This window comes from Snuella sedimenti, assembly GCF_016428595.1.
In the GTDB taxonomy this organism is placed as follows: domain Bacteria; phylum Bacteroidota; class Bacteroidia; order Flavobacteriales; family Flavobacteriaceae; genus Snuella; species Snuella sedimenti.
Genome location: NZ_JAELVQ010000003.1, coordinates 129,584 through 150,153 on the forward strand (window position 1 = coordinate 129,584; position 20,570 = coordinate 150,153).

Below are 20,570 nucleotides of genomic sequence, written 5' to 3' on the forward strand. Positions count from 1 at the left end.
TATGAAACGATTAGGTATCATATCATTATTTGTGCTTTTGTTTATTGCCTTTATAGCTGTTTGGGACTTAAGTTATCGACAAGGTCTGGAAGCTGCTTATATTCCAATAGATAATGGAACATCAATACCATTGATTCCTTCAGAAGAAGGCGTGTTTAAGCGCTCAGAATTTGCTCTGGATTATATATACAATATGCCTGTCGATGAGACTCATCAGCGTTCGTTACAAACCTATTATAACAATCGTGCGTTTCATGGAGCGCCGCCAAGTATACCGCATCCTGTTATCGACGAGCGAAGTATGGGGGAAAAGCAATGTTTAAAATGCCATCAAAATGGCGGCTTTGTGGATAACCTTAGGGCTTATGCACCAGTAACACCACATCCTGAAATGATTAATTGTAGGCAGTGCCATGTGCCACAACATACAGATGATGTGTTTAAAGGAACAAACTTTAGCAAAGGAGAAGTTACTTTGGTGGGGGTAAATAATGCCTTGCCAGGCAGTCCTCCAGTTATTCCACATCAAATACAAATGCGTGAAAATTGCTTGGCTTGCCATGCAGAGCCAAGTGCTCCAAAAGAAATCAGAGTATCGCACCCCAATAGGGTTAACTGTCGACAATGCCATGTGCCAAGCAATAAAGAATTGGTGCAAGGTGAAATATTTAAAAGAAACAACAATGCATATGAATAGTTTTAAATGGTTTGTTTTTGCTGCGGCTTTTGTGTTATGCTTTCTGTCATGCAAACAGCATCATGACGAGTATCATGGTGTTATGGATAAAATAGAAGCAGAAGGAAAACAGTATCATGGTGTAAGTGTTTCTTCTGAAGATTATTTACAAGGGATAGAAATGATTGAGATTACTGAAGGCGATCATACATTTTTAATTCCAGAACGTAAAAGTCATATTAAATCTTTTAAGTGTACAGAATGTCACACTAAACCTTTAAAAGAATTGCAAAAGGGATTGTATAAAAAAGCGCATTGGGATATAGAATTGGACCATGCAAATTCCAATACCATGAATTGTATTACGTGTCATGATGCCAATAACATGGATGCATTGAGAAGTTTAACGGGCAATAATATCGATTTTAATAGAAGTTATAATCTGTGCAATCAATGCCACACCAAGCAGTTTGAAGATTGGAAGGGTGGGGCGCATGGAAAGCGCATAGGCGGTTGGGCACCTCCACGGGCGGCAATGACTTGTGTGAATTGCCATAATCCGCACAAACCACATTTTGAATCCAGGTGGCCAGCTAGATATAACACGCAAAAAGTAAAGGAAAGAGAGTAAGTAACACCGTTAATTGTAATAATAAAAATTAGGTATGAGCAGTAAAAGCAAAAAATGGTTTTCTTTAAATCTGGGTAAAAAGGATAAGCACTCAGAAAATGGTTGCGGTTGCGGGAAAACCTCTGGCGGTTGTGGTTCTCATGACCTGACCATAGGAGAAGAAACAAAGAAGGATGGTTTCGATCAAGTGTTCGATGTAAAAATGAGCCGTCGTACGGCCTTTAAACAGCTTACAGCCAGTTTGGCAATAGGAGCAGGGGCGATTAGTACATCTTGTAGTATGATTAGTGGTGATGAGACTAAGGAACAGGCGCAAATAGACTGGGAAGAACAGTTTAAAGGGAACTATAAATTGATGACCGATGAAGAAAAAAAAGCAACAGTGGACAGGTTGGTAAGATCGTATCAATTAAGAACAGGAAAAACCTTAAACATGTCTTCAAAAAATGCCGAACCGGATGTGCTATTCGGTTATGCATTTAACATTTCTAAATGTCAAGGCTACATGGACTGTGTTACAGCTTGTGTTGAAGAGAATAACCAAGATAGAAACTCTCAAATGCAGTACATACGTATTCATGAAATGAAAGATGGAAAAGGATTTAATTTTAATGAAGCCGACGACAATTATTACCATGAAGTACCGGCCGAAGGGCATTTTTATATGGGGACACAGTGTTTTCATTGTGATAATCCACCTTGTGTAGAAGTGTGTCCAGTACAAGCAACCTGGAGAGAGGACGATGGGTTGGTTGTAGTAGATTACGATTGGTGTGTAGGATGTCGCTATTGTATGGCAGCGTGTCCTTACGATGGAAGGCGTTTTAATTGGAGCAAACCAGAGGTGCCCGAAGCTGAGGTTAATAAAAATCAGCATTATTTAGGAAACCGTATGCGAAAAAAGGGGGTGATGGAAAAATGTACGTTTTGTGTACAGCGCTCAAGGGCTGGTAAAAACCCTGCCTGTGTTGAAGCTTGTCCTACAGGGGCTCGTATATTCGGAAACTTACTTGACCCAAACAGTACCATTCGATGGGTACTTGAAAATAAAAAGGTATTTCGTTTAAAGGAAGATTTGGGTACCGAACCGAAGTTCTGGTATTTTATGGATTAATTATTGTTACATGAGACGATTAAAAGTTTTTAGAAGTTTAGTTAAAGATAGCCTAGATACCATTACCCATGGTTCAAGAAAGTACCATTTATGGATGGCATTGTTAACTTTTATAATGCTAGTAGGGATGTATTGTTATTCCATTCAGTTGGAGCAAGGCTTGAGTGCTACGGGGATGACCGATCGGGTAAGTTGGGGCTTATATATTTCTAATTTCACCTTTTTAGTTGGCGTTGCAGCTGCAGCGGTTATGCTCGTAATGCCTACCTATGTACTCAAAGATGTCGATTTTAAACAGGCCGTATTAATTGGAGAGGGGCTTGCAGTCGCGGCGCTTATAATGTGCTTGGCTTTTGTTGTAGCCGATATGGGAGGGCCATCGGTACTATGGCATATGATACCGGGAATAGGTGTTTTTAATTTCCCTAATTCTATGCTAACCTGGGATGTATTGGTGCTTAATGGATATCTGTTTATTAATATAACTATTCCTTTTTATATTTTATTTAAACATTACCAAGGTAAAGAAGCTAAGTCTAATGTGTATGTTCCGGGTGCTTTTTTGTCTGTTTTTTGGGCAGTAGGGATTCACTTAGTGACAGCTTTTTTGTATCAAGGGCTTCAGGCACGTCCTTTCTGGAACAATGCCTTATTGGGACCACGCTTTTTAGCCTCTGCTTTTGCTGCAGGACCTGCGCTTATTATTTTGGTTTTAGCAATTATAAGAACTTTCACAGCTTTTAAAATTGAAGATAAAACCATAAAGAAAATAGCAATGGTGGTTACGGTGGCAGCTCAAATTAACTTAATCATGTTAGTTTCTGAACTGTTCAAGGAATTCTATGCGCCAACACATCATAGTGAAAGTGCTTACTATCTGTTTTTTGGATTACATGGAAAAGATGCATTGCTACCATGGATATGGACCGCCATTCCATTAAATGTATTAGCTACGGTTTTGTTGACATTCCATAAATTAAGGAATAATTTTAAAGTGTTGTTCTTTGCGTGTTTTATATTGTTTGTAGCTATTTGGATAGAAAAAGGGTTTGGGTTAATTGTGCCTGGATTTATACCTGGTCCATATGGTAAGATAGCCGAGTATACGCCAACACTTATAGAAATAGGTGTGACCTTGGGAATATGGGCTTTGGGGGCATTTGTCTTTACTATTTTGGCTAAAACAGCTATAGGTATTGAAATTGGAAAACTCCGATATAAAAATTAGATAAAATTCCATTTCTTGTATTAAAAGTCCTTAAATATTCGAATTGAACAAGAATAGCATATAACTTTTATAGAACTCTTAAAAATAAGTAGTTCGTTAATTTTATTAAGTAATAATACTTATATTTGTTTTGGTTAGGTTGTTTGTTATAAGTTATAATTACTATTGTATACTGCTGTTGTAAATACCGTTTCTACTTCAACTCGTAAGCGTACGTCTTATGATATTTCTTGTAAAGCATGTGAAAACCACAATTGTTTAATCAAAAGAAATTTAAGTGCATTAGAAAACAGTAAACTGGCTATCGAAAAGAACAATCTGAGATGTAAAAAGGGACAGCAGTTTACTATTGAAGGAGCCCCTGTTAATGGACTCTTCTTCATTTTAAAGGGTAAAGTTAAAGTGTTCAGGACGGGAATTAATGGTAGGGAACAAATTGTACGCTTTGCCAAAGACGGAGAGATTATTGGACATCGCGGTTTTGGAACAGAAGAGCATTACCCTATTGGAGCTATTGCTTTAGAAGACACTACACTATGTTATTTTTCTAAAAACAATTTGCAGCAAGCCTTGCTGAGTAATCCTAAATTTGCATATGACTTTATGCTCTTTTATGCTAATGAGCTAAACAGGAGTGAATCTAAGGTCAAGACCATTTCTCAAATGACCGTTCGTGAACGTGTTATTGATACGTTGCTGTATATTAATAGAAAGTTTGGTGACAATAAAGGGTTTCTTGATGTGTTTTTAAGTAGGCGCGAATATGCCGAATATGCTGGAACGACCGAAGAACAGGTTATTAGAGTGTTCTCGGCTTTAAAAAAGGAAAATCTTATTGTTACCAGAGGAAAAAAAATTGGCATTGTTGATTTAGAACTCCTTAAAAACGAAATTAGCGAACATAATTTCTATTTTGATAGCTAGTCTTAATTTCATTTGCTTATTCCATTTATATTAGTTTAACGTGAATAATGTTTAAGAGCCCTAATGCCTCTTCGTGTGAAATTCTGGAAGAATTTAGTATCGAGAAGTACTCTTAGTAAGGGATTTATTTGTTTTCGATACACCAAATCACAGATTTGCCACTCAAACTGACATAAATTCTCTATCCATTATTCACGTTAGTCTTACATGTTTTAAAGCACTGTAAAAGAGTTGTTTTTGTTTGTTTTATGTTTTTTTGACAGGTTTCAATATGTGATAAAGGATGTTGCAGTATGGGGGATATCATATAAAAGCAATATGGTTACTTATATATTTGCTAAGTAAAACAAGTGTAAATACTTAGTTTTTAAAGTTTGCTTTTAGAACATACCGTTTATTGTAACACAGAAAGCGTCTTATAGATTTTTAGAACGTTAGAAGTGTATTTAATGATGATAAACAACTTGAAACATGAGATATGTCATAAGTTAGAAAAAAGACTACCTATATATTTGCTAATCATGAATTAATAATAAACTTTAAAATAGATTTATAAACAAACCGATTAAAAGTAAAAATGAAAAAAATGAAAAGACAATACATAATTTTAGGACTGTTATTAGGATGCTTGCAATTGGTACAGGCTCAGTTTACTTTAGATGGTGAATTTAGACCGCGTACAGAATACCGTAATGGCTATGGTAGTTTAATTGCTGATGATGCCGATGCTGGTTTTGGTATCTCAACCCGTATACGATTAAATGCAGGGTATGAAGTAGATGCTTATAAATTTTATGTAAGCTTTCAGGATATTATGGTTTGGGGAGAAAATAGACAAATTTTGCCATACGATCAAAACAATTCTTTTGCCGTTTTTCAAGCTTGGGCAGATATTAATTTGGGTGATGGTTTTTCTGCCAAACTAGGGCGTCAAGTTATTTCTTACGACGATCAACGTATTTTTGGTGGATTGGATTGGGCACAACAAGGAAGAAATCATGATGCCGCCTTACTAAAATATAAAAAAGGAAGTTTTTTAATGGATATTGGATTGGCTTTTAATCAGGATTATTCAAACCCAACTGGGTTTCAGTCTGTCGGAACAGCTTATAATACCACAGGATTCTTTTCTTATAAGAGTATGCAATATGTATACTTGAAACAAGCTTGGGAACATTTCTCGGGAAGCTTGTTATTTCTGAATAACGGATTCCAAAAATTTGAAGCCGATGATGTAACACCAAACGGTGTTAATGGTCTACAAACGGTAGGAACGCATTTAGATTATAAGGCAGGTAGCTTCGGGATTGCTGCTAATGCATTTTTGCAAACAGGGGATGTTGTAAAAAGCGCTTATCTTCTAGGATTGGATCTTACGTACAAAGCCTCTTCTAAAGTAGGGCTTGGTGCAGGACTCGAAATTATAAGCGGTAATGATGTATCGACCTCAAAAAGTGAAGCCTTCTTTCCTCTATATGGTACAAACCATAAGTTTAACGGATTTATGGATTACTTTTATGTAGGGAATCATGCCAATAATGTAGGGTTGTTAGATGTGCATGTAAGTGCTAATTTTAAACTAGGAGACAAGTCAAGTCTTTTTGTAAAAGCACTAAACTTTAGTAGCGACCGGGAATTGGCCAGTGGTGAAAAATCTTTGGGGACTGAGTTGGATTTGGTTCTTTCACAGGCATTTAAAGGTTATGCCTTAAAGATAGGCTATTCGCAAATGTTTGCTGCCGATGGCATGTATGAGTTGAAGGGTATTACTGAAAATGCTGCCGCTAATAGTCAAAGTTGGGCATGGGCTATGTTGGTAGTAAAACCAAAGTTTTTAAATGGAGGTACTAATTAATGCTCATAAGATAGACTATGAATTAATAAGACATACAGTTAATTATTAAAAAAGAATCTCTTAAACGAGATTCTTTTTTTTGCCATTATTTGTTATCTCCTCAATAAAAATAAGGAATCTTCCTTATAAAAACCTGTAAGGGGATAAATACCTTTACCCTATAAATAAAACTAAATAATAAACAATGAAGAAGTATATTGTAGTATTAGGGGTTATAGTAATGGGGTTTTATTCATGTAAAGAACAACCAGAACAACCTCAAGTACGTAAAATCCAAGTTAAAGGACATATAAAGTTTGCCGATGCTAATGATAAGTTCGGGATTTCACTAACAAAGCGCAACGATGATAATGAATATGATGTTGTTAAAGAAGTTGTTTTGGATTCAGCAAACAATTATGCGTTTGAATTAGAAACTGATACCCCCGATTTTTACACTTTAGATGTGTATAAACAGCAACGTGTTGAATTTTATGCAGATGACGAAAATTTAGAAATCAATTTCAGAGGTGTCGATACGGCAAAAATCAAGATAAAAAATCCACCTCACGTACATATTTCCGGAGGCGAAAAGAACAATGTTTTAAACGCATTGCACTGGGCTTCTTACCAAAATTACCAATACATGATAGCGACAGGACAGGCGCAATATAGAGCTTCTTTATCCGACTGTAAAGAATGGAAAGATGATGCGGCAAAAGCTTGGGATATTATGTATGATGTGTACGAAAGGGATATTAAAAACATCATTGCCATGTATAAAGATCAACCTACTGCTGTAAAGGTATTGCAAAGTTTATCATGGAAAAAACATAAAGACTACATGGTCGAGCAATATGATGAATTAGCCAAAAAATTTCCAAACGTCGCATATATTCAAAATGCTAAGTCGGATTTATTGGATAAAATTGAAAGCGTAGCAAAGACCGAAATAGGAAAAGTTGCTCCCGATTTTACTTTTCCCGATATTAATGGAAAGGATGTATCGCTTAGTGATTTTAAAGGAAAGTATGTGTTAATCGATTTTTGGGCGTCATGGTGCGGCCCCTGTAGAAAAGAGTCTCCAAATGTGCAAAAGCAATATCAATTATATAAAGATAAGGGCTTTGAAGTGGTAAGTGTTTCTATAGATAAAAAAGAAGAAGATTGGAGAAAAGCCGTTAAGGAAGATAAACTAAAGGGCGCTTTATTATTGGCCCAAGACTCCAAGAAAATTATGAAAGACTATGTGTTTTCAGGAATTCCTTATATGGTTTTACTAGATAAGGAAGGGAAAGTAATGGCCTTAAATTTACGTGGCGAAGCCTTACAGGAAAAACTAAAGGAAGTCTTTAAATAACCTATTGGAATTAAGATTTGCTCTAAAGAATTTGTTATAAAATAACTAAACATATTAATACATAAAAATGAAATTATTTAAAACAGTATTGCTATTACTTTTTTCTTTTGTTACTGCTTTTGCAGATAATAATAAAGGTAATGTTGAAGCAGAAGCATTCACGATAACTGGCGATTTAACGAGTTACTATACAGAAGGAACAATTAAAATTGTTGGCTACCCAAAAAAGGCATCGAGTGGTGGAGGTGGAATAATGATGATGGGAGGTTCAACTCCTAATGAAATTGTATATGCTGAAGGACCAGTTACAAAAGGAACGTTTAAAATATCGGGCAAAATAAGTAAGCCACAAAACGTTTATATCTATATCAATGCCAAAAACAAACAGGGGATCTTGATGGGCGCTACAAAAGGAATGAATTTTATTCTTTCTTCTGGCGATTTTAAAATGACATTAGGTGATAGGCCAGGTGTTTTTACAATGACTGGCGGCGATAATAGGTTTAATGAAATTATTTTTGCTTATAAATCTGCCCCCGAATATATAGAATTACAAGATAGTTATGGAAAAATTTATACCGATTATAATAGCAAGACCGAAGCCGAAAAAGCAAAGGTGAATGACGAAGCAGTTAGGATCTCGGGCGAAATGATTGATTATCAATTGGCTCATTATCTTCATGTTGCCAAAACCGTAAAAGATAAAGATGTTTTATTAATGCTGTTCGACAGTGCTTCTTATGGAGGGCCTTGGATAGAAGAAACTCGTAAAGCCTTAATAAATATTTGTGTAGAGGATGCCCAAATTAAAGATATTATTTTTAAAGCTATTGATGCAGGAAAAGCTAGGGCGGCAAAAAATAAAGTAGGGGTAGGAAGCGATATGAACTCATTTTATGCAGAAACCTTAGAGGGGAAAGCCATTTCTCTTAAGGACGTTTGTTCAAAAGAAGAAAATAAATTTGTATTGCTAGAGTTTTGGGCATCTTGGTGTGGGCCTTGTCGTTCAGAAATACCACATATGAAAGAAGCTTATTCAGAGTATAACCCCAAAGGATTCGAAATTTTCTCATTTACTATCGACGATTCGAGAGCGGCATGGCAAAAAGCATCAAAAGAAGAAAATCTTCCTTGGATAGATAGTGGGATGGGAACAAAAACAGGACCCAAAGAATTGTACGGAATTACCGGGGTTCCAGCTAATTTTTTGGTAGATACTTCTACGGGTAAAATTGTTGCTATAAATTTGAGAGGTGAAAAACTAACGCAAAAATTGAAGGAATTACTGGATTAGCATGTAATGATAAGTGGAGATCGCCTAACAAGTAGATTGGATATGACAAGGCGTGCAGTTGAAACATTTCGACTGCACGCAACTTGACAAAGCGGTATGAAGCCTTTGTAGGTGGGGTTACTTAAAAACGGACTGGTATAGTGATTCTATTAAGGATCTGTTTTTTATGGCTATGGCCTGTAAATTGTTATAACCGCTAATATCCAGTTTTTTTGCAATATTCGTGCGATGGTTATCGATGGTTTTAGGGCTGTTAAACAAGGCTTCTGCAATTTCTTGGGTAGAAAGGTTTTCCGATATTTTAAAGAGTATTTTTATTTCAGTTTTTGTCAGTTCTTTTAAATTATCCATTAAATGCTCGGTATCTACAATATCGCTTTCGTGCCTTTCAAAAAACGCCCTGCAATTGCGCCCCCAGTAATAATTTCCTTTCTTTAATTCGTTTAGGCAAATTTTAATTTCTTCATGCATGCCATCCTTAAATAAAAAACCATTAGGTTTTAAATTTTTGGCTTGAATTAATGTGGGGATATTCATAGAGTTGGTAAGTAATACAACGCGCTTTTCAGGATAGTGTGTCTTTATGAATTCTAAAGCCTTTATACCATTAACAACGGGCATTTCTAAGTCTAAAATAAAATAGTCTGCAATTTCAATATTATCAATTACATCTTGCCCATTTTCGGCCTCCATAACAACTTTAAAGTCTTCAAATGAATCCACAAGGATTTTTAAACCCAACCTAACAATATAATGGTCGTCTGCTATGAGTACTTTTAACTTATCCATATGGTTAATGCATTGGTTTTAATTGCAAAATAAATATAGATCCCTCAGGTTCATTTTTTTCATAAATAATTTGAGAATCAATATTTGTTAGCATTTTTTTACACAAAGATAACCCAATTCCATAACCTTCTTCTTTATCTGTGCCCGAAAAGCTGGGTACACGTTCAATATTGCTTTTTAATAGATCATGTATTTCTTCTTTAAATCCTATGCCAGTATCGGCTATTCTAACTTGTATTAGAGTGTCTGGTAGCTCTTTTATGTCTATGTGGATTGAACCACTGGTGTTGGTAAACTTTACTGCATTAGACAGTATGTTTCGCAGGGCGAAATCTATAATGTTTAAATCAGATTTAATTGTATAGGGTTCATGTTTAGAAGGAAAAATGACCGTTAGGTTTTTCGCAATAATGGAACTTTCCATTAGCTTTAGATTGGCTTCGACTAATTCGGTTAACGACACCTTACTTATTTTAACCTGCACTCCAGACGATTGACTAATAATCCAGTTTAATATATTATTTAAAAAATGAAGCAGATTACTCGTGCTAGTTTCAATTGCGGTTAGGTTATTTTGTAACTCAGCCTTACTTAGTGAGTTTATGTGATTACGTAGGATAGTTAATAGATTGTGTAAGTTGGTAATCGGACTTTTAACATCGTGAGCAATAATGGAAAGTAACTGATCTTTAATTTTATTGAGGCCGCTAAGTTCTTTTCGCTGTGCTTTAATTTCTTGATTGGTAAGGGTTAACTTTTTGTATTGTGCATTTATTTTTTCATTTTGAATAGACAACAAACGCTGCGATTTTTTGTTTAAAAAATAAAGGCGGGATATTAAGATTAGTACCAGTATAATAAGGGCGGAAAACAGGATCAAACCCTGAAATTGCTGTTGCTTGTTCTTTAAATTTAATTTGTTTAGTGCCAGGTTTATTTCTAAGTTCTTTAAATCCTGTTCCTTTTGTTTGAGGCTGTATTGAATTTCAATTTGCTCTTTTTGGCTTATCAATTGATCATTCTTAATCTCATTGTCGTATTTTAAATAATCTTCAAGATATACTAAAGATAAAAGAGCGTTTTGTTTGCTTTTTTCTATTTGGTATAAGCTGTAAAAAGTATCCTTTAATAACTCATGATTTGTGATACTATCCTTTTCTTTTATGATTTTATGATAATAAAAAGCAGCCTTGTTAAAGTCTGAGGTTTCCTGAAAGTATTGCCCGATATGGAAGGAAGCTTCCGAAGCTACTTGTAAATAGTTGTGATCCAAAGCCAAATTGTAAGCTTTCATATAATATTTTAGAGCTGCATTTTTTTCGTTTTTCAGATAAAAGATATCACCTAAACGTAATAGGATGATACTACGGTCCTTATTTAAGTCGAGGTGTTCATAACCTTTAAGTGCATCGTGGTAGTAATGTGTGGCCGAATCCAGTTCTTTTAAATCAACGAAGGTTTTTGCAAGGTTTACCTTGGCTTTAAATATTCTTAGAGTATCGGTATTTTTATTGGCATCTTGCAATGCAGCTTCAAACGAGTTTAAGGCATTTTGGTAATCGGTTAAGTTAAGACTAACGGTTCCAATGTTCATAAAGTATTTATAGCGGTCTATCTTAACTTTTAAGTCGGTAATAATGTCATAACACTGTAAATAGGATTGTAAAGACCGTTTGTAGTCGCCTATATTGTTGTAAAGCAATCCTAAATTATTGAGAACTGTAAATATATTGTCTTTGTCGTTTAGTTTGGTATAGAGATCCAGTGCCCTTTTGTAATGGTCCTCAGCCTTAACTGGGTGATTTAAATCGGTTTCTACCAGTCCTCGTAACGTATGGTAAAGTGCTCTGTGGTTCTCGGTCATTTCGATAGATTCGATAGCGTCTAAAATATTCAAGGACTTGTTGTAAGCTTCATTTATGTAAAGAGCTGTAATGTAGTTGGATCCAATTTTAAATTTTAATTCAGGATTTAGATCAGCATTAAAATAACTAAAAGCTTTTTCTGCATAGGACAGGCCTGTTTTTGGGTTTTTGTTAATGCTTTTATAGTAATTAATAGATAAGCTATCTATGGTATTTAACATAGGAGCTGATATCTGTTGTTTTTGGCAATAAGAAGGAATGTACCACAATAAAAGGGCAATAGAAATGCATAAGGTATGATTGCGGAACTTCATAGATCATTTACTCGATAATCGAGGTTTAAATACGTCGATACTTGTTTCTAAATCAACATGGTTTACCCTATAAAAGCCTTGTGACTTTTTATGAGGTAGTTTGCTATAACAAAAATATATGATTTTTTCCATTTGCAAGCTCACGTAATATAAACGAAAGAATCAAGTGTTATTGAATTGGTTGCCAATATGTGCTTAAGTTTTGTAGAGAAACTATTAAAATAGCTAATCTATAAACTATATAAAGATAAAAAATGAGGATTTGTCCCTATATATTTATTAGCCATTAGTTATAGGTTTGTCATTAAGTAAATGTAAATATTTTATTAACAGCAGGTTATGTTGATTGTAGCCGAAAGAATTAATTAACTATCTAAATTTTGTTTAAAATTATGAAAACAAACCAAAAATTAAAGAGCCTATTCTCTATAATAGTATTGGCAGGTGGGCTTCTTGTAACTACAAGTTGTCAAAAAGATGATCCTTTAAGTGATTTAACAGGTATTTTGTCGTTTGAGTTTACTAACGATATAATTAAAGATTATCCTTTTACAGTAGATAACGGATCATTTGTGATAAAAAATGTGGATAGTTTGCCTTATCAGTTTGACGTTAGCAGCTTAATAGCTGAGTTTAGTGTTATTTCTGGATCTACAATAACTGTCAATGGAGTAGCGCAAACCAGTGGTGTTACTGCTAACGATTTTAGTAATGCCATTACCTATGTAGCAACAGCCGAGGATGGTGTAACAACAAGAACCTATAAGGTTGAAGTAAATGTGGCACAATTAAATCCAGAGGCAGTACAATGGAACCAAAAGAGTCCAAATGCATTCGATAATGCTTATGAAACTCAGGAGTACTTTTACTTAAACGGTAAGCATTGGGTTGTTGTAGGGAAAAAGTTCCAGTGGTTTGCCAGCTCACCAGAAGCTTCATTATATAGTTCTGAAGATGGTATTACCTGGACAGAAGAAACACCAACAGGAGATTTTCCAGTAGGATATGATCACAATATCATCGTAGAGGGCAATAAGGCTTATGTTGTTGGATATGTTAGTGGAGTTGACACTTGGGGAGCCGATCAACCAACGTTAGAAAACAATTTGTTTACTACAGAAGATGGTATTAACTGGACAAAAGCCGAAGCGGCATTAGATGTTGCAAGAATTTTATCACCTGTTTATGTTTTAGACGGAAGCATTTATGCACATGGAGGAAACTTGCAAGGTGGATTTGGTGCCTTTACGGGGTCAAAACCAATTGGAGCGCCATTCTTTCCAGCTGCTAGTGTTAGTTCAACCACCCTTGTGTCTACAGACGGCGTTACCTTTACGGCAAGTTCAGATTATACCTCAGAAATGCCAAAAAGAACCTTGGCATCAGGTTACGTTTACGATGGTAAGATGTATGTTGCAGGAGGCTTAGGATTGGACGGTTATCCACTAAGTGACGTATGGTCGTCTACCGATGGTGTTACATGGGCACAAGTATCGGACGGTGCTTTTACTGCAAGAATTAAGGCAAGTACTGCGGTGTACGATAATAAAGTATGGATGTTCGGAGGACAATTGGTCGATGGAACTTGTACAAATGAGATATTGGTTTCCGAAGATGGTGGTGTTACATGGACTGCAGTAGCAGCCGAAAAAGCGTTGCCAGCTAACTTTAAGGCTCGTTGTAATGCAGATGTTACTGTAGATGAAGAAGGTAACCTGTGGATAGTTGGAGGTGAAGCTGTTGATGCTGTAACCTACACGGACGAAGGTTATGTAGACACTATAACGTATTCTGTCTTAACAGATGTTTGGTCTGGTAAGTTAAATAAGTTAGACTAAAAACAATTTATTGAATTTAGGAACTTGAATTAAAGTGATAAAGCATTCTTGTTAATATATAGGTTTAATACGAATGCTTTATCTTTAATAAATAACCTTTTACTTGACAGTAAATTGAGAGGATCGATTATATAAACGATTTAAAGGAATGATTAAAAAGACAATTTTATTAGTAATTGTGGTGGTATTTGGTACATCCCTGTTTTATGGACAGAATATCACCAAAGCTCAAACAATAAAGGCTATTGAAGTTCAAGGGACGGTCATTGCAGAAGAGGATAATCAACCTGTATTGGGAGTTACAGTACTGGTAAAAGGAACTACCAAAGGCGTGGCTACAGATTTTGACGGTAAGTTTACAATAGCCTTGAATGTGGGAGACATTTTGATCTTTTCATCTTTAGGTTTTGAGACCAAAGAACTTGAGATAACTGAAAAAAAAGCCCTTAAGGTATATTTAAAATCAAGTATTGAAGCTTTGGAATTAATTACCGTGGTGGGTTACGGTGTTCAGGAAAAACGCGACTTAACTGGAGCTATAGGAACAATAAAAGCCAAAGACCTAGATAAGACGATTCCTAGTTTTGATAATGCACTGGCAGGAAAAATAGCAGGAGTTCAGGTGATTTCCAGTTCGGGAGCTCCAGGTAGTGCAACTGCCATTACCATTAGGGGGATAACGTCATTAAACGCAAACAGCAATAATCCCTTAATAGTGATAGATGGTGTGCCCGTATATGGTACCAATAGATCTAATAATACAGTAGGTTTTGAGAGGTCTTCAATATTAGCATCAGGTTTTGGAGGAACTTTTGTGGCCAGTACCTTAGAGAACAAATCGGAATTTGAAAGAAACCCTTTGGCTATGTTAAACATGAACGATATAGAATCTATTGAGGTTTTAAAAGATGCATATGCTACGGCTATTTATGGTTCAAGAGGTGCAGCCGGAGTTATATTGATAACAACAAAGAACGGGACGTCCAAGAAGCCGCGCATTAGTCTCAATTATACGACAACATTTAATGATCCAATAGACACCCCATCGTTACTATCGGCAAGCCAATATTCCAATTTTTACAACCTTTATACCGAAGGGAATAATTATCCGCTAGAGGCTGAAACGAACTGGTTGGATAGTGTGTTACAAACTGGTATTACCAGTAACGTAAATATATCTGTTTCCGCTGGTGACGATAAGTTGAAGTACTTTGTTAGTGCATCTTATCTAAATCAGGAAGCCTACATTGTAAATCAGGATTATAAAAAATATAGTTTTCGTGGTAATGCCGATTATAAGTTGACCAATACGTTGAAATTGGGCTTAAATGGAACAATTAGCTATACCGATAACGCTGCATTGAATGCGCAAAGTATTTATAGAAATGCCGTATTAAAAGGGCCAAATTTAGCTGCAAAGAACGACGACGGTTCTTATAAATTTGGATTTTCGCCAAATCTTAATGGGTTAAGGGATAATCCGTTGGCACAAGCATATAAGGACAGGAATTATGTGAAAGACGATCGTGTTATTGGCAATGTGTATTTGGAATATAAACCTTTTAGGTGGTTAACACTAAAATCTGAAATGGGTATCGATGTACTAAATTCTAAGTCCTATAGTCGTTTAATAAGCAGACCTGTTGATCTTGAAGGAGGAAGTGCAACACAAACAAAAAGGAACAACAAAAAGTTCGTAGTTAATAACACCGCTTCCATAGTAAAAGTTTTTAATAACATTCATTCGATTAACAGTGTAATAGGGCAGAGTTTTGAAACATCACGAGAAGAATCTGCTTCTATTTTTGGGGGGGATTTTGCCAGTGACCATATATTGGACATATACCAAGCGGGAAGAGTTGGAGGAAATCCAGAACCAATTATAAGAGAATGGGCTTTGTTTTCTGTGTTCGGACGCTTAAACTATCAATATGATCACAAGTACTTAGCAGGAGTTACTTACCGTGTAGATGGTTCGTCGCGTTTTAGTAAAAACAATCGCTATGTAGGTTTCCCTTCTTTTTCATTAGGTTGGAGAGCATCTGAAGAAGCATTCCTGGAGAATGTGAATTGGTTGGATCAATTGAAGTTTAGGGGGAGTATTGGTTTTTCAGGTATTGACGGGACTAGTGGTTATTATGGAGATCAAGGACAATATGAACTATTACGTGCAGGCGATAGACGTTTGTTGTATTACTTAGATTCCGAAATATTACAAGTTGTACAGCCTAATAACCCCAACCTTAAATGGGAACGTACCAAAACGATTGATTTAGGATTGGATTTAGATTTGTTTGGGGAAAAGGTGAGCCTTACGGTTGATTATTATTATAAAAAGATATCCAATCTGTTATATGCCTCGGCCGTACCGTGGTACCAAGGATATGCCATACAGCAACAAAACATTGGTGATATGGAGAACCGTGGTTTTGAGGTTAATTTAAGTACGGAGAACATAGCAAATACTAACTTTAGTTGGGTTACCAATTTTAATATCTCCAGAAATACCAATAAGATATTAAAACTTAATTTTGAGGGGAGCGATACCGGAGGTGCAGCTTTGGGCTATAAGTATTTTGCCGAAGGTCAACCAGCAGGTCAGTTCTTTTTATACGATTGGGCAGGTGTTAACCCATTAACAGGTAATCCGCTTTGGAATTATCCAGATGGTACACAAAGTGAAGTACATCCAGCTTCCAGGTTTTCTCCAATTAGAAACAATCCTCATGTAGCACGGAAACCTATGGGAGATGCCTTACCAGATTTTTTTGGAGGGCTTACGAATACATTTAGATATAAAAATTGGAAACTAGAAGCTTTCTTTTCGTTTTCTTATGGAAGTCAGTTGTATAATGGTACTAAAGCCCTACAGTATACCTATTCAACACAGGAAGCTAACAATTTGAGTCCCGATATACTGGATTACTGGAAGATTGCCGGACATAGAACAGACATACCAAGTATAAACAATGCTTCTATTGAAGACACTGGATTTGGTAGTAGGGTCGATTATATATCAGGACGTGATTCCGATCGCTTTTTGGAAGACGGCTCCTATATACGTTTGAAGAATATTAGTCTAACTTACAATGTGCCAAAATCATTTTTGGAAAATAACTTTCTTAAGAGTGCATCTATCTTTATCCAAGGGAATAATCTATTAACATTCACAAAATATTCTGGATTGGATCCAGAGGTAAGTGCCTTTGGGTCATCGGCATTATTAAGCGGCTATGATGAGTTAACATTGCCCCAGTCGAAGTCGTATAGTATAGGTGTAAATATTGGATTTTAAAGTTAAGGATTATGAAAAACGTACGAATTAAAATTATAGTATTTATAGGACTTTTAGGAGTGATGTCATGTGATAGTCAGTTGGATCTGGCACCTGCAGATGTATATATTGAAAAAGACGTGTTTGAAACTTCAGAAACTGCTGAAATGGCAATTTCAGATCTTTATCACAAACTTTTTCTGGCTTCCGTAGGACCTACTCATGTAATACCCGATGCCTCATTACCTTATGTCGGATTACCAGCTATAAGCTCTTATGCTAATTATTTTGGAGGAAATTTAACGCCTACGGATGGTCAGGTAGAGAATATTTGGAGGACCTATTACGAAGCTATTAATGTGGCCAATGTATTTATTGATAAAGTGCCCGTTTTTGGACAGTATGATGAAACTTTAGAGCAGCAACACATCGCAGAAGCTAAATTTAATAGGGCATACTGCTATTGGGCTTTATTGTGTTTTTATGGACATGGTGCCCTAACTGGTAATAATGATGGATTAGGAGTACCATTGCAGTTAACTCCTTACGATGGTTTTAACCAATCCGATTTAATACCGAGAAACACTAACGGAGAAGTGTATGCGCAAATTATATCAGATTTAACAGATGCGGTTCAAGGTTTGCCAGAAACATACGAGACTCAGTTGAAAACACGTGTTAGAGCGACTAAAGCAACAGCGCAGGCAATGCTATCGAGAATATATTTGTACCATAGGGATTATGAATCCTGTGATGAAGTTTCCTCAGCAGTTATAGCAAATACCAATTATAAGCTAGAGCCTGAACTATTGGATTTGTTTCCGCTTAATACAGACGGGACAACCTCTAGTTTTAGCGATGAGGTTATTTTTGGATTTCCTGTAAGTGCTAACGGAGGAAACTTTCAATACGGAACGCATTCTATATACTATTATAACAAATTTATATGGGTAGATGCTGATTTTATTGAAAGTATGGATCCTTCTGATGAGCGAAGAACAGATCTTATCTTTCAAGGCAATCCAAATATTACCAATCCTAATACGGCTAATGAGAAAACAACTTTCAAGTTTAATAATTCAGAACAACGTGATGATGTTCAGATGATCCGTCTGGCAGAAATACTATTGAATAAAGCTGAAGCATTAACACAACTGGAAGGTGTTAATGGGGAAACCATAAATTTATTAAACCAAATAAGGGAACGGAGCGGGTTAAATCCTGTTCAAGAAAGTGATTTTGATTCTAAAGAAGCTTTATTAACAGCACTTTATAACGAACGTTATATTGAAACCGCTTTCGAAGGTCGTGGACGTTTTGATTTTATTAGAACGGGTAGACCTTTGCGAAATCCTGATTTAACAGAGAACCAAAAAGTATTTCCTATTCCCCAGCGAGAGATTGACCTTTCTGAAGGTATTCTGGTTCAAAATCCAAATTAAATTAGTTAAGAGGAACATTTAAAACAAATTAAACAAGTGGAAACAGGATGTTTAAAGTGGTCTTTAAGCATGGTAGCGCAATGATTATTTTGAATATCTACAGTCTCATATAACCATTTAAAAACAATAAAAATATAACATGAAAATTGTATCAAGAACAATAGTGCTGGCATTTGCCTTAATTTTAAGTATTTCAGTAAATGCTCAGGAACATCATATAGCCTTTTTAAAGCAACCAAAATGGAAGAAGGTATTAAAAATGGCGAAAAAGCAAAACAAACCCATTTTTGTAGATGCTTATACTACCTGGTGTGGGCCTTGTAAAATGATGGACAGGGATGTCTTTACGAATAAAGAAGTAGCCGATTTTTTCAACGAAAGCTTTATCAATGTAAAAATGGATATGGAAAAAGGGGAAGGGAACCAGTTAAAACTTGACTGGGAAATAAAAGCTTTTCCAACTTTGCTATATTTTAATACTGATGGAGAAATTCAGCACCGTGTGGTCGGCGCTTTTGGTGTGGACGAATTTATGAACTATTCTAGTATGGCTTTAGATGAAAATAAGATGGCCATAAACCTCCAAAAACGTTATGATGCTGGAGAGCGTGAAGGAGCTTTTATGTATGATTATTTAGTGTCGCTTAGATTGGGTTATCATAAAGAACTGGAAAAGAAGGTAGCCTATGATTATTTGGGATCTTTGTCAAACGATGACTTGTTAAAAAAGGAAAACTGGAACGTTGTAAAGTATTTTATGAAGGATCCAACATCGAAAGGGTTTCAGTTCTTAGTTAAGAATCAGGATAAATTAGCCAAAGTTATTAGTGATGATGAGGTAGCTGCTAAATTCTATAATACCATAGACAAGCAAATAGAATCATGGTCGTTTTGGTATGGAGATAAGCCGTTTGAAACAGAAAAAGAAACCAATTTAATTGCTTTTTTACAACACTCAAACTACGATAAAGCCCCTGTTTTATTAGGGAAACTTCTTGCAAATAAGTATAAAAGATTGGAGGATAAAGAACAATACTTAAGTACTTTGGATTATATAGTAAAATTTAATCTTGCCGAAGGGTCTAGTAGAATTGTTCAATATGCCAATAATGTTATGGATACGTACGAAAGCGATCGTGCATGGGCAAAAGCATTGCTATGGCTAAAAATAGCAGAAGCCAAAGAAACAAGAGTAGAGCATAAAGTAGCTGTTTTAGAGGCTAAAAGTAAAGTGTTGGAAAAATTAGGAAATAAAACCGAAGCCGAATTGGCAGCCCTTGCCGCTAAAAAAGCAGATAAAGAAGCTGAAAAAGCAGGAACTAAAATACATTCAATTCCTGCTATGAAAATGACAGGGATGACCCCAAAGAATACGAAGTAATAAATTTAAGCAAACAAAAAAGTGGCTGGAACGATGTGCTCTCAAAGATAGAAGATTACATGAATTAGCCACTTTTTTTATTAAGATTAAAACTATGAAGAAATACTGTGTTGTAATGTTGGTATTAGTAGCAATGGTTAATTTGGGGTATTCCCAAATGACACCTGCAAAACAAATTCCTCCCAATGTTACCCAACAAATAAAAATTAAAGCGCCAGTACAGGTTGTCTATGATTACTTAAGAACGTTTGATAATGTCAATGAATATGCTAGCGATCTGGTTTTAACCAGTAAAATAGTATTAAGGGCAAACAACCCACAGCGAGAAGTGGTTTTTAAAAACGGAAACAAGCGTTTGGAAGAATTGGCTATAATAGCTCCGAAAGCGAACAAATTGGGCGTAAAAGTAATGAACCCAGATAATAGGTTTTCAAGATACTTTTACTATTTCGAGATCCGTCCCAAAGGGGCTCATATAAGTAAAGTAACGCTTAAAGCTTATTATGGTCTTAATGATAATACTTTAAGTAAAGCAGTTAAAAAAGAGGTGCAAAATGAATTTAAAATAATTTTAGAAGGGTTAAAAAACCATTTCGAAAATTAAAA

15 protein-coding genes are annotated in these 20,570 nt (G+C 35.7%); 13 read left to right on the forward strand and 2 right to left on the reverse strand.

From position 1 onward, the window contains the following. Position 1 precedes the first annotated feature (1 nt). The 8 genes from JF259_RS04095 to JF259_RS04130 all read left to right on the forward strand — a co-directional run bounded on the left by JF259_RS04095 (position 2) and on the right by JF259_RS04130 (position 9,061). The gene (locus tag JF259_RS04095; RefSeq protein ID WP_199113654.1) at positions 2-697 is read left to right on the forward strand and encodes a multiheme c-type cytochrome; all 696 of its coding nucleotides are present in this window, start codon (positions 2-4) and stop codon (positions 695-697) included. Continuing rightward, positions 690-1,307: a cytochrome c3 family protein gene (locus JF259_RS04100; RefSeq protein ID WP_233164095.1), complete on the forward strand. Its 618-nt coding sequence runs from the start codon at positions 690-692 to the stop codon at positions 1,305-1,307. Before JF259_RS04095 ends, JF259_RS04100 begins: the two co-directional genes overlap by 8 nt. 34 nt (positions 1,308-1,341) lie before the next feature. Continuing rightward, positions 1,342-2,421 (forward strand): 4Fe-4S dicluster domain-containing protein, encoded by a 1,080-nt coding sequence (locus tag JF259_RS04105; protein WP_199113658.1) that lies wholly within the window; start codon positions 1,342-1,344, stop codon positions 2,419-2,421. 10 nt (positions 2,422-2,431) lie between these two features. Beyond that, complete coding sequence (dsrP, locus tag JF259_RS04110; RefSeq protein WP_199113660.1) at positions 2,432-3,649, forward strand: sulfate reduction electron transfer complex DsrMKJOP subunit DsrP; 1,218 nt, start codon at positions 2,432-2,434, stop codon at positions 3,647-3,649. 165 nt (positions 3,650-3,814) lie between these two features. Next, positions 3,815-4,573 (forward strand): Crp/Fnr family transcriptional regulator, encoded by a 759-nt coding sequence (locus JF259_RS04115; RefSeq protein WP_233164096.1) that lies wholly within the window; start codon positions 3,815-3,817, stop codon positions 4,571-4,573. A gap of 586 nt (positions 4,574-5,159) precedes the next feature. Further along, complete coding sequence (locus JF259_RS04120; RefSeq protein ID WP_199113663.1) at positions 5,160-6,428, forward strand: alginate export family protein; 1,269 nt, start codon at positions 5,160-5,162, stop codon at positions 6,426-6,428. A gap of 184 nt (positions 6,429-6,612) precedes the next feature. Beyond that, complete coding sequence (locus tag JF259_RS04125) at positions 6,613-7,767, forward strand: TlpA family protein disulfide reductase (RefSeq protein ID WP_199113665.1); 1,155 nt, start codon at positions 6,613-6,615, stop codon at positions 7,765-7,767. Positions 7,768-7,834: 67 nt separating this feature from the next. Next, entirely contained in the window at positions 7,835-9,061 is a 1,227-nt protein-coding gene (locus tag JF259_RS04130) for a TlpA family protein disulfide reductase (protein ID WP_199113667.1), read from the forward strand. Between the two features lie 117 nt (positions 9,062-9,178). Here the strand turns inward: JF259_RS04130 and JF259_RS04135 are convergent, their stop codons facing one another. Further along, complete coding sequence (locus tag JF259_RS04135; protein ID WP_199113669.1) at positions 9,179-9,850, reverse strand: response regulator transcription factor; 672 nt, start codon at positions 9,848-9,850, stop codon at positions 9,179-9,181. 4 nt (positions 9,851-9,854) lie between these two features. After that, positions 9,855-11,936, reverse strand: a complete 2,082-nt coding sequence (locus tag JF259_RS04140) for a tetratricopeptide repeat-containing sensor histidine kinase (RefSeq protein WP_199113671.1) — start codon at positions 11,934-11,936, stop codon at positions 9,855-9,857. A 485-nt stretch (positions 11,937-12,421) separates the two neighbouring features. Between JF259_RS04140 and JF259_RS04145 the strand changes: the two genes are divergently transcribed. The 5 genes from JF259_RS04145 (at position 12,422) to JF259_RS04165 (ending at position 20,568) form a co-directional block, all read left to right on the forward strand. Beyond that, a complete protein-coding gene (locus JF259_RS04145; RefSeq protein WP_199113673.1) occupies positions 12,422-13,867 on the forward strand; it encodes a DUF6242 domain-containing protein in 1,446 nt (481 codons plus the stop codon). Between the two features lie 148 nt (positions 13,868-14,015). Next, a complete protein-coding gene (locus JF259_RS04150; protein WP_199113675.1) occupies positions 14,016-17,162 on the forward strand; it encodes a SusC/RagA family TonB-linked outer membrane protein in 3,147 nt (1,048 codons plus the stop codon). Between the two features lie 11 nt (positions 17,163-17,173). Next, positions 17,174-18,583, forward strand: a complete 1,410-nt coding sequence (locus JF259_RS04155) for a RagB/SusD family nutrient uptake outer membrane protein (RefSeq protein ID WP_199113677.1) — start codon at positions 17,174-17,176, stop codon at positions 18,581-18,583. A 139-nt stretch (positions 18,584-18,722) separates the two neighbouring features. Further along, positions 18,723-19,964, forward strand: coding sequence for a thioredoxin family protein (locus JF259_RS04160; protein ID WP_199113679.1), 1,242 nt, complete (start codon positions 18,723-18,725; stop codon positions 19,962-19,964). A gap of 94 nt (positions 19,965-20,058) precedes the next feature. Continuing rightward, on the forward strand, positions 20,059-20,568 hold the full coding sequence (locus tag JF259_RS04165; protein WP_199113681.1) for an SRPBCC family protein: 510 nt from the start codon (positions 20,059-20,061) through the stop codon (positions 20,566-20,568). Positions 20,569-20,570: the final 2 nt, after the last annotated feature.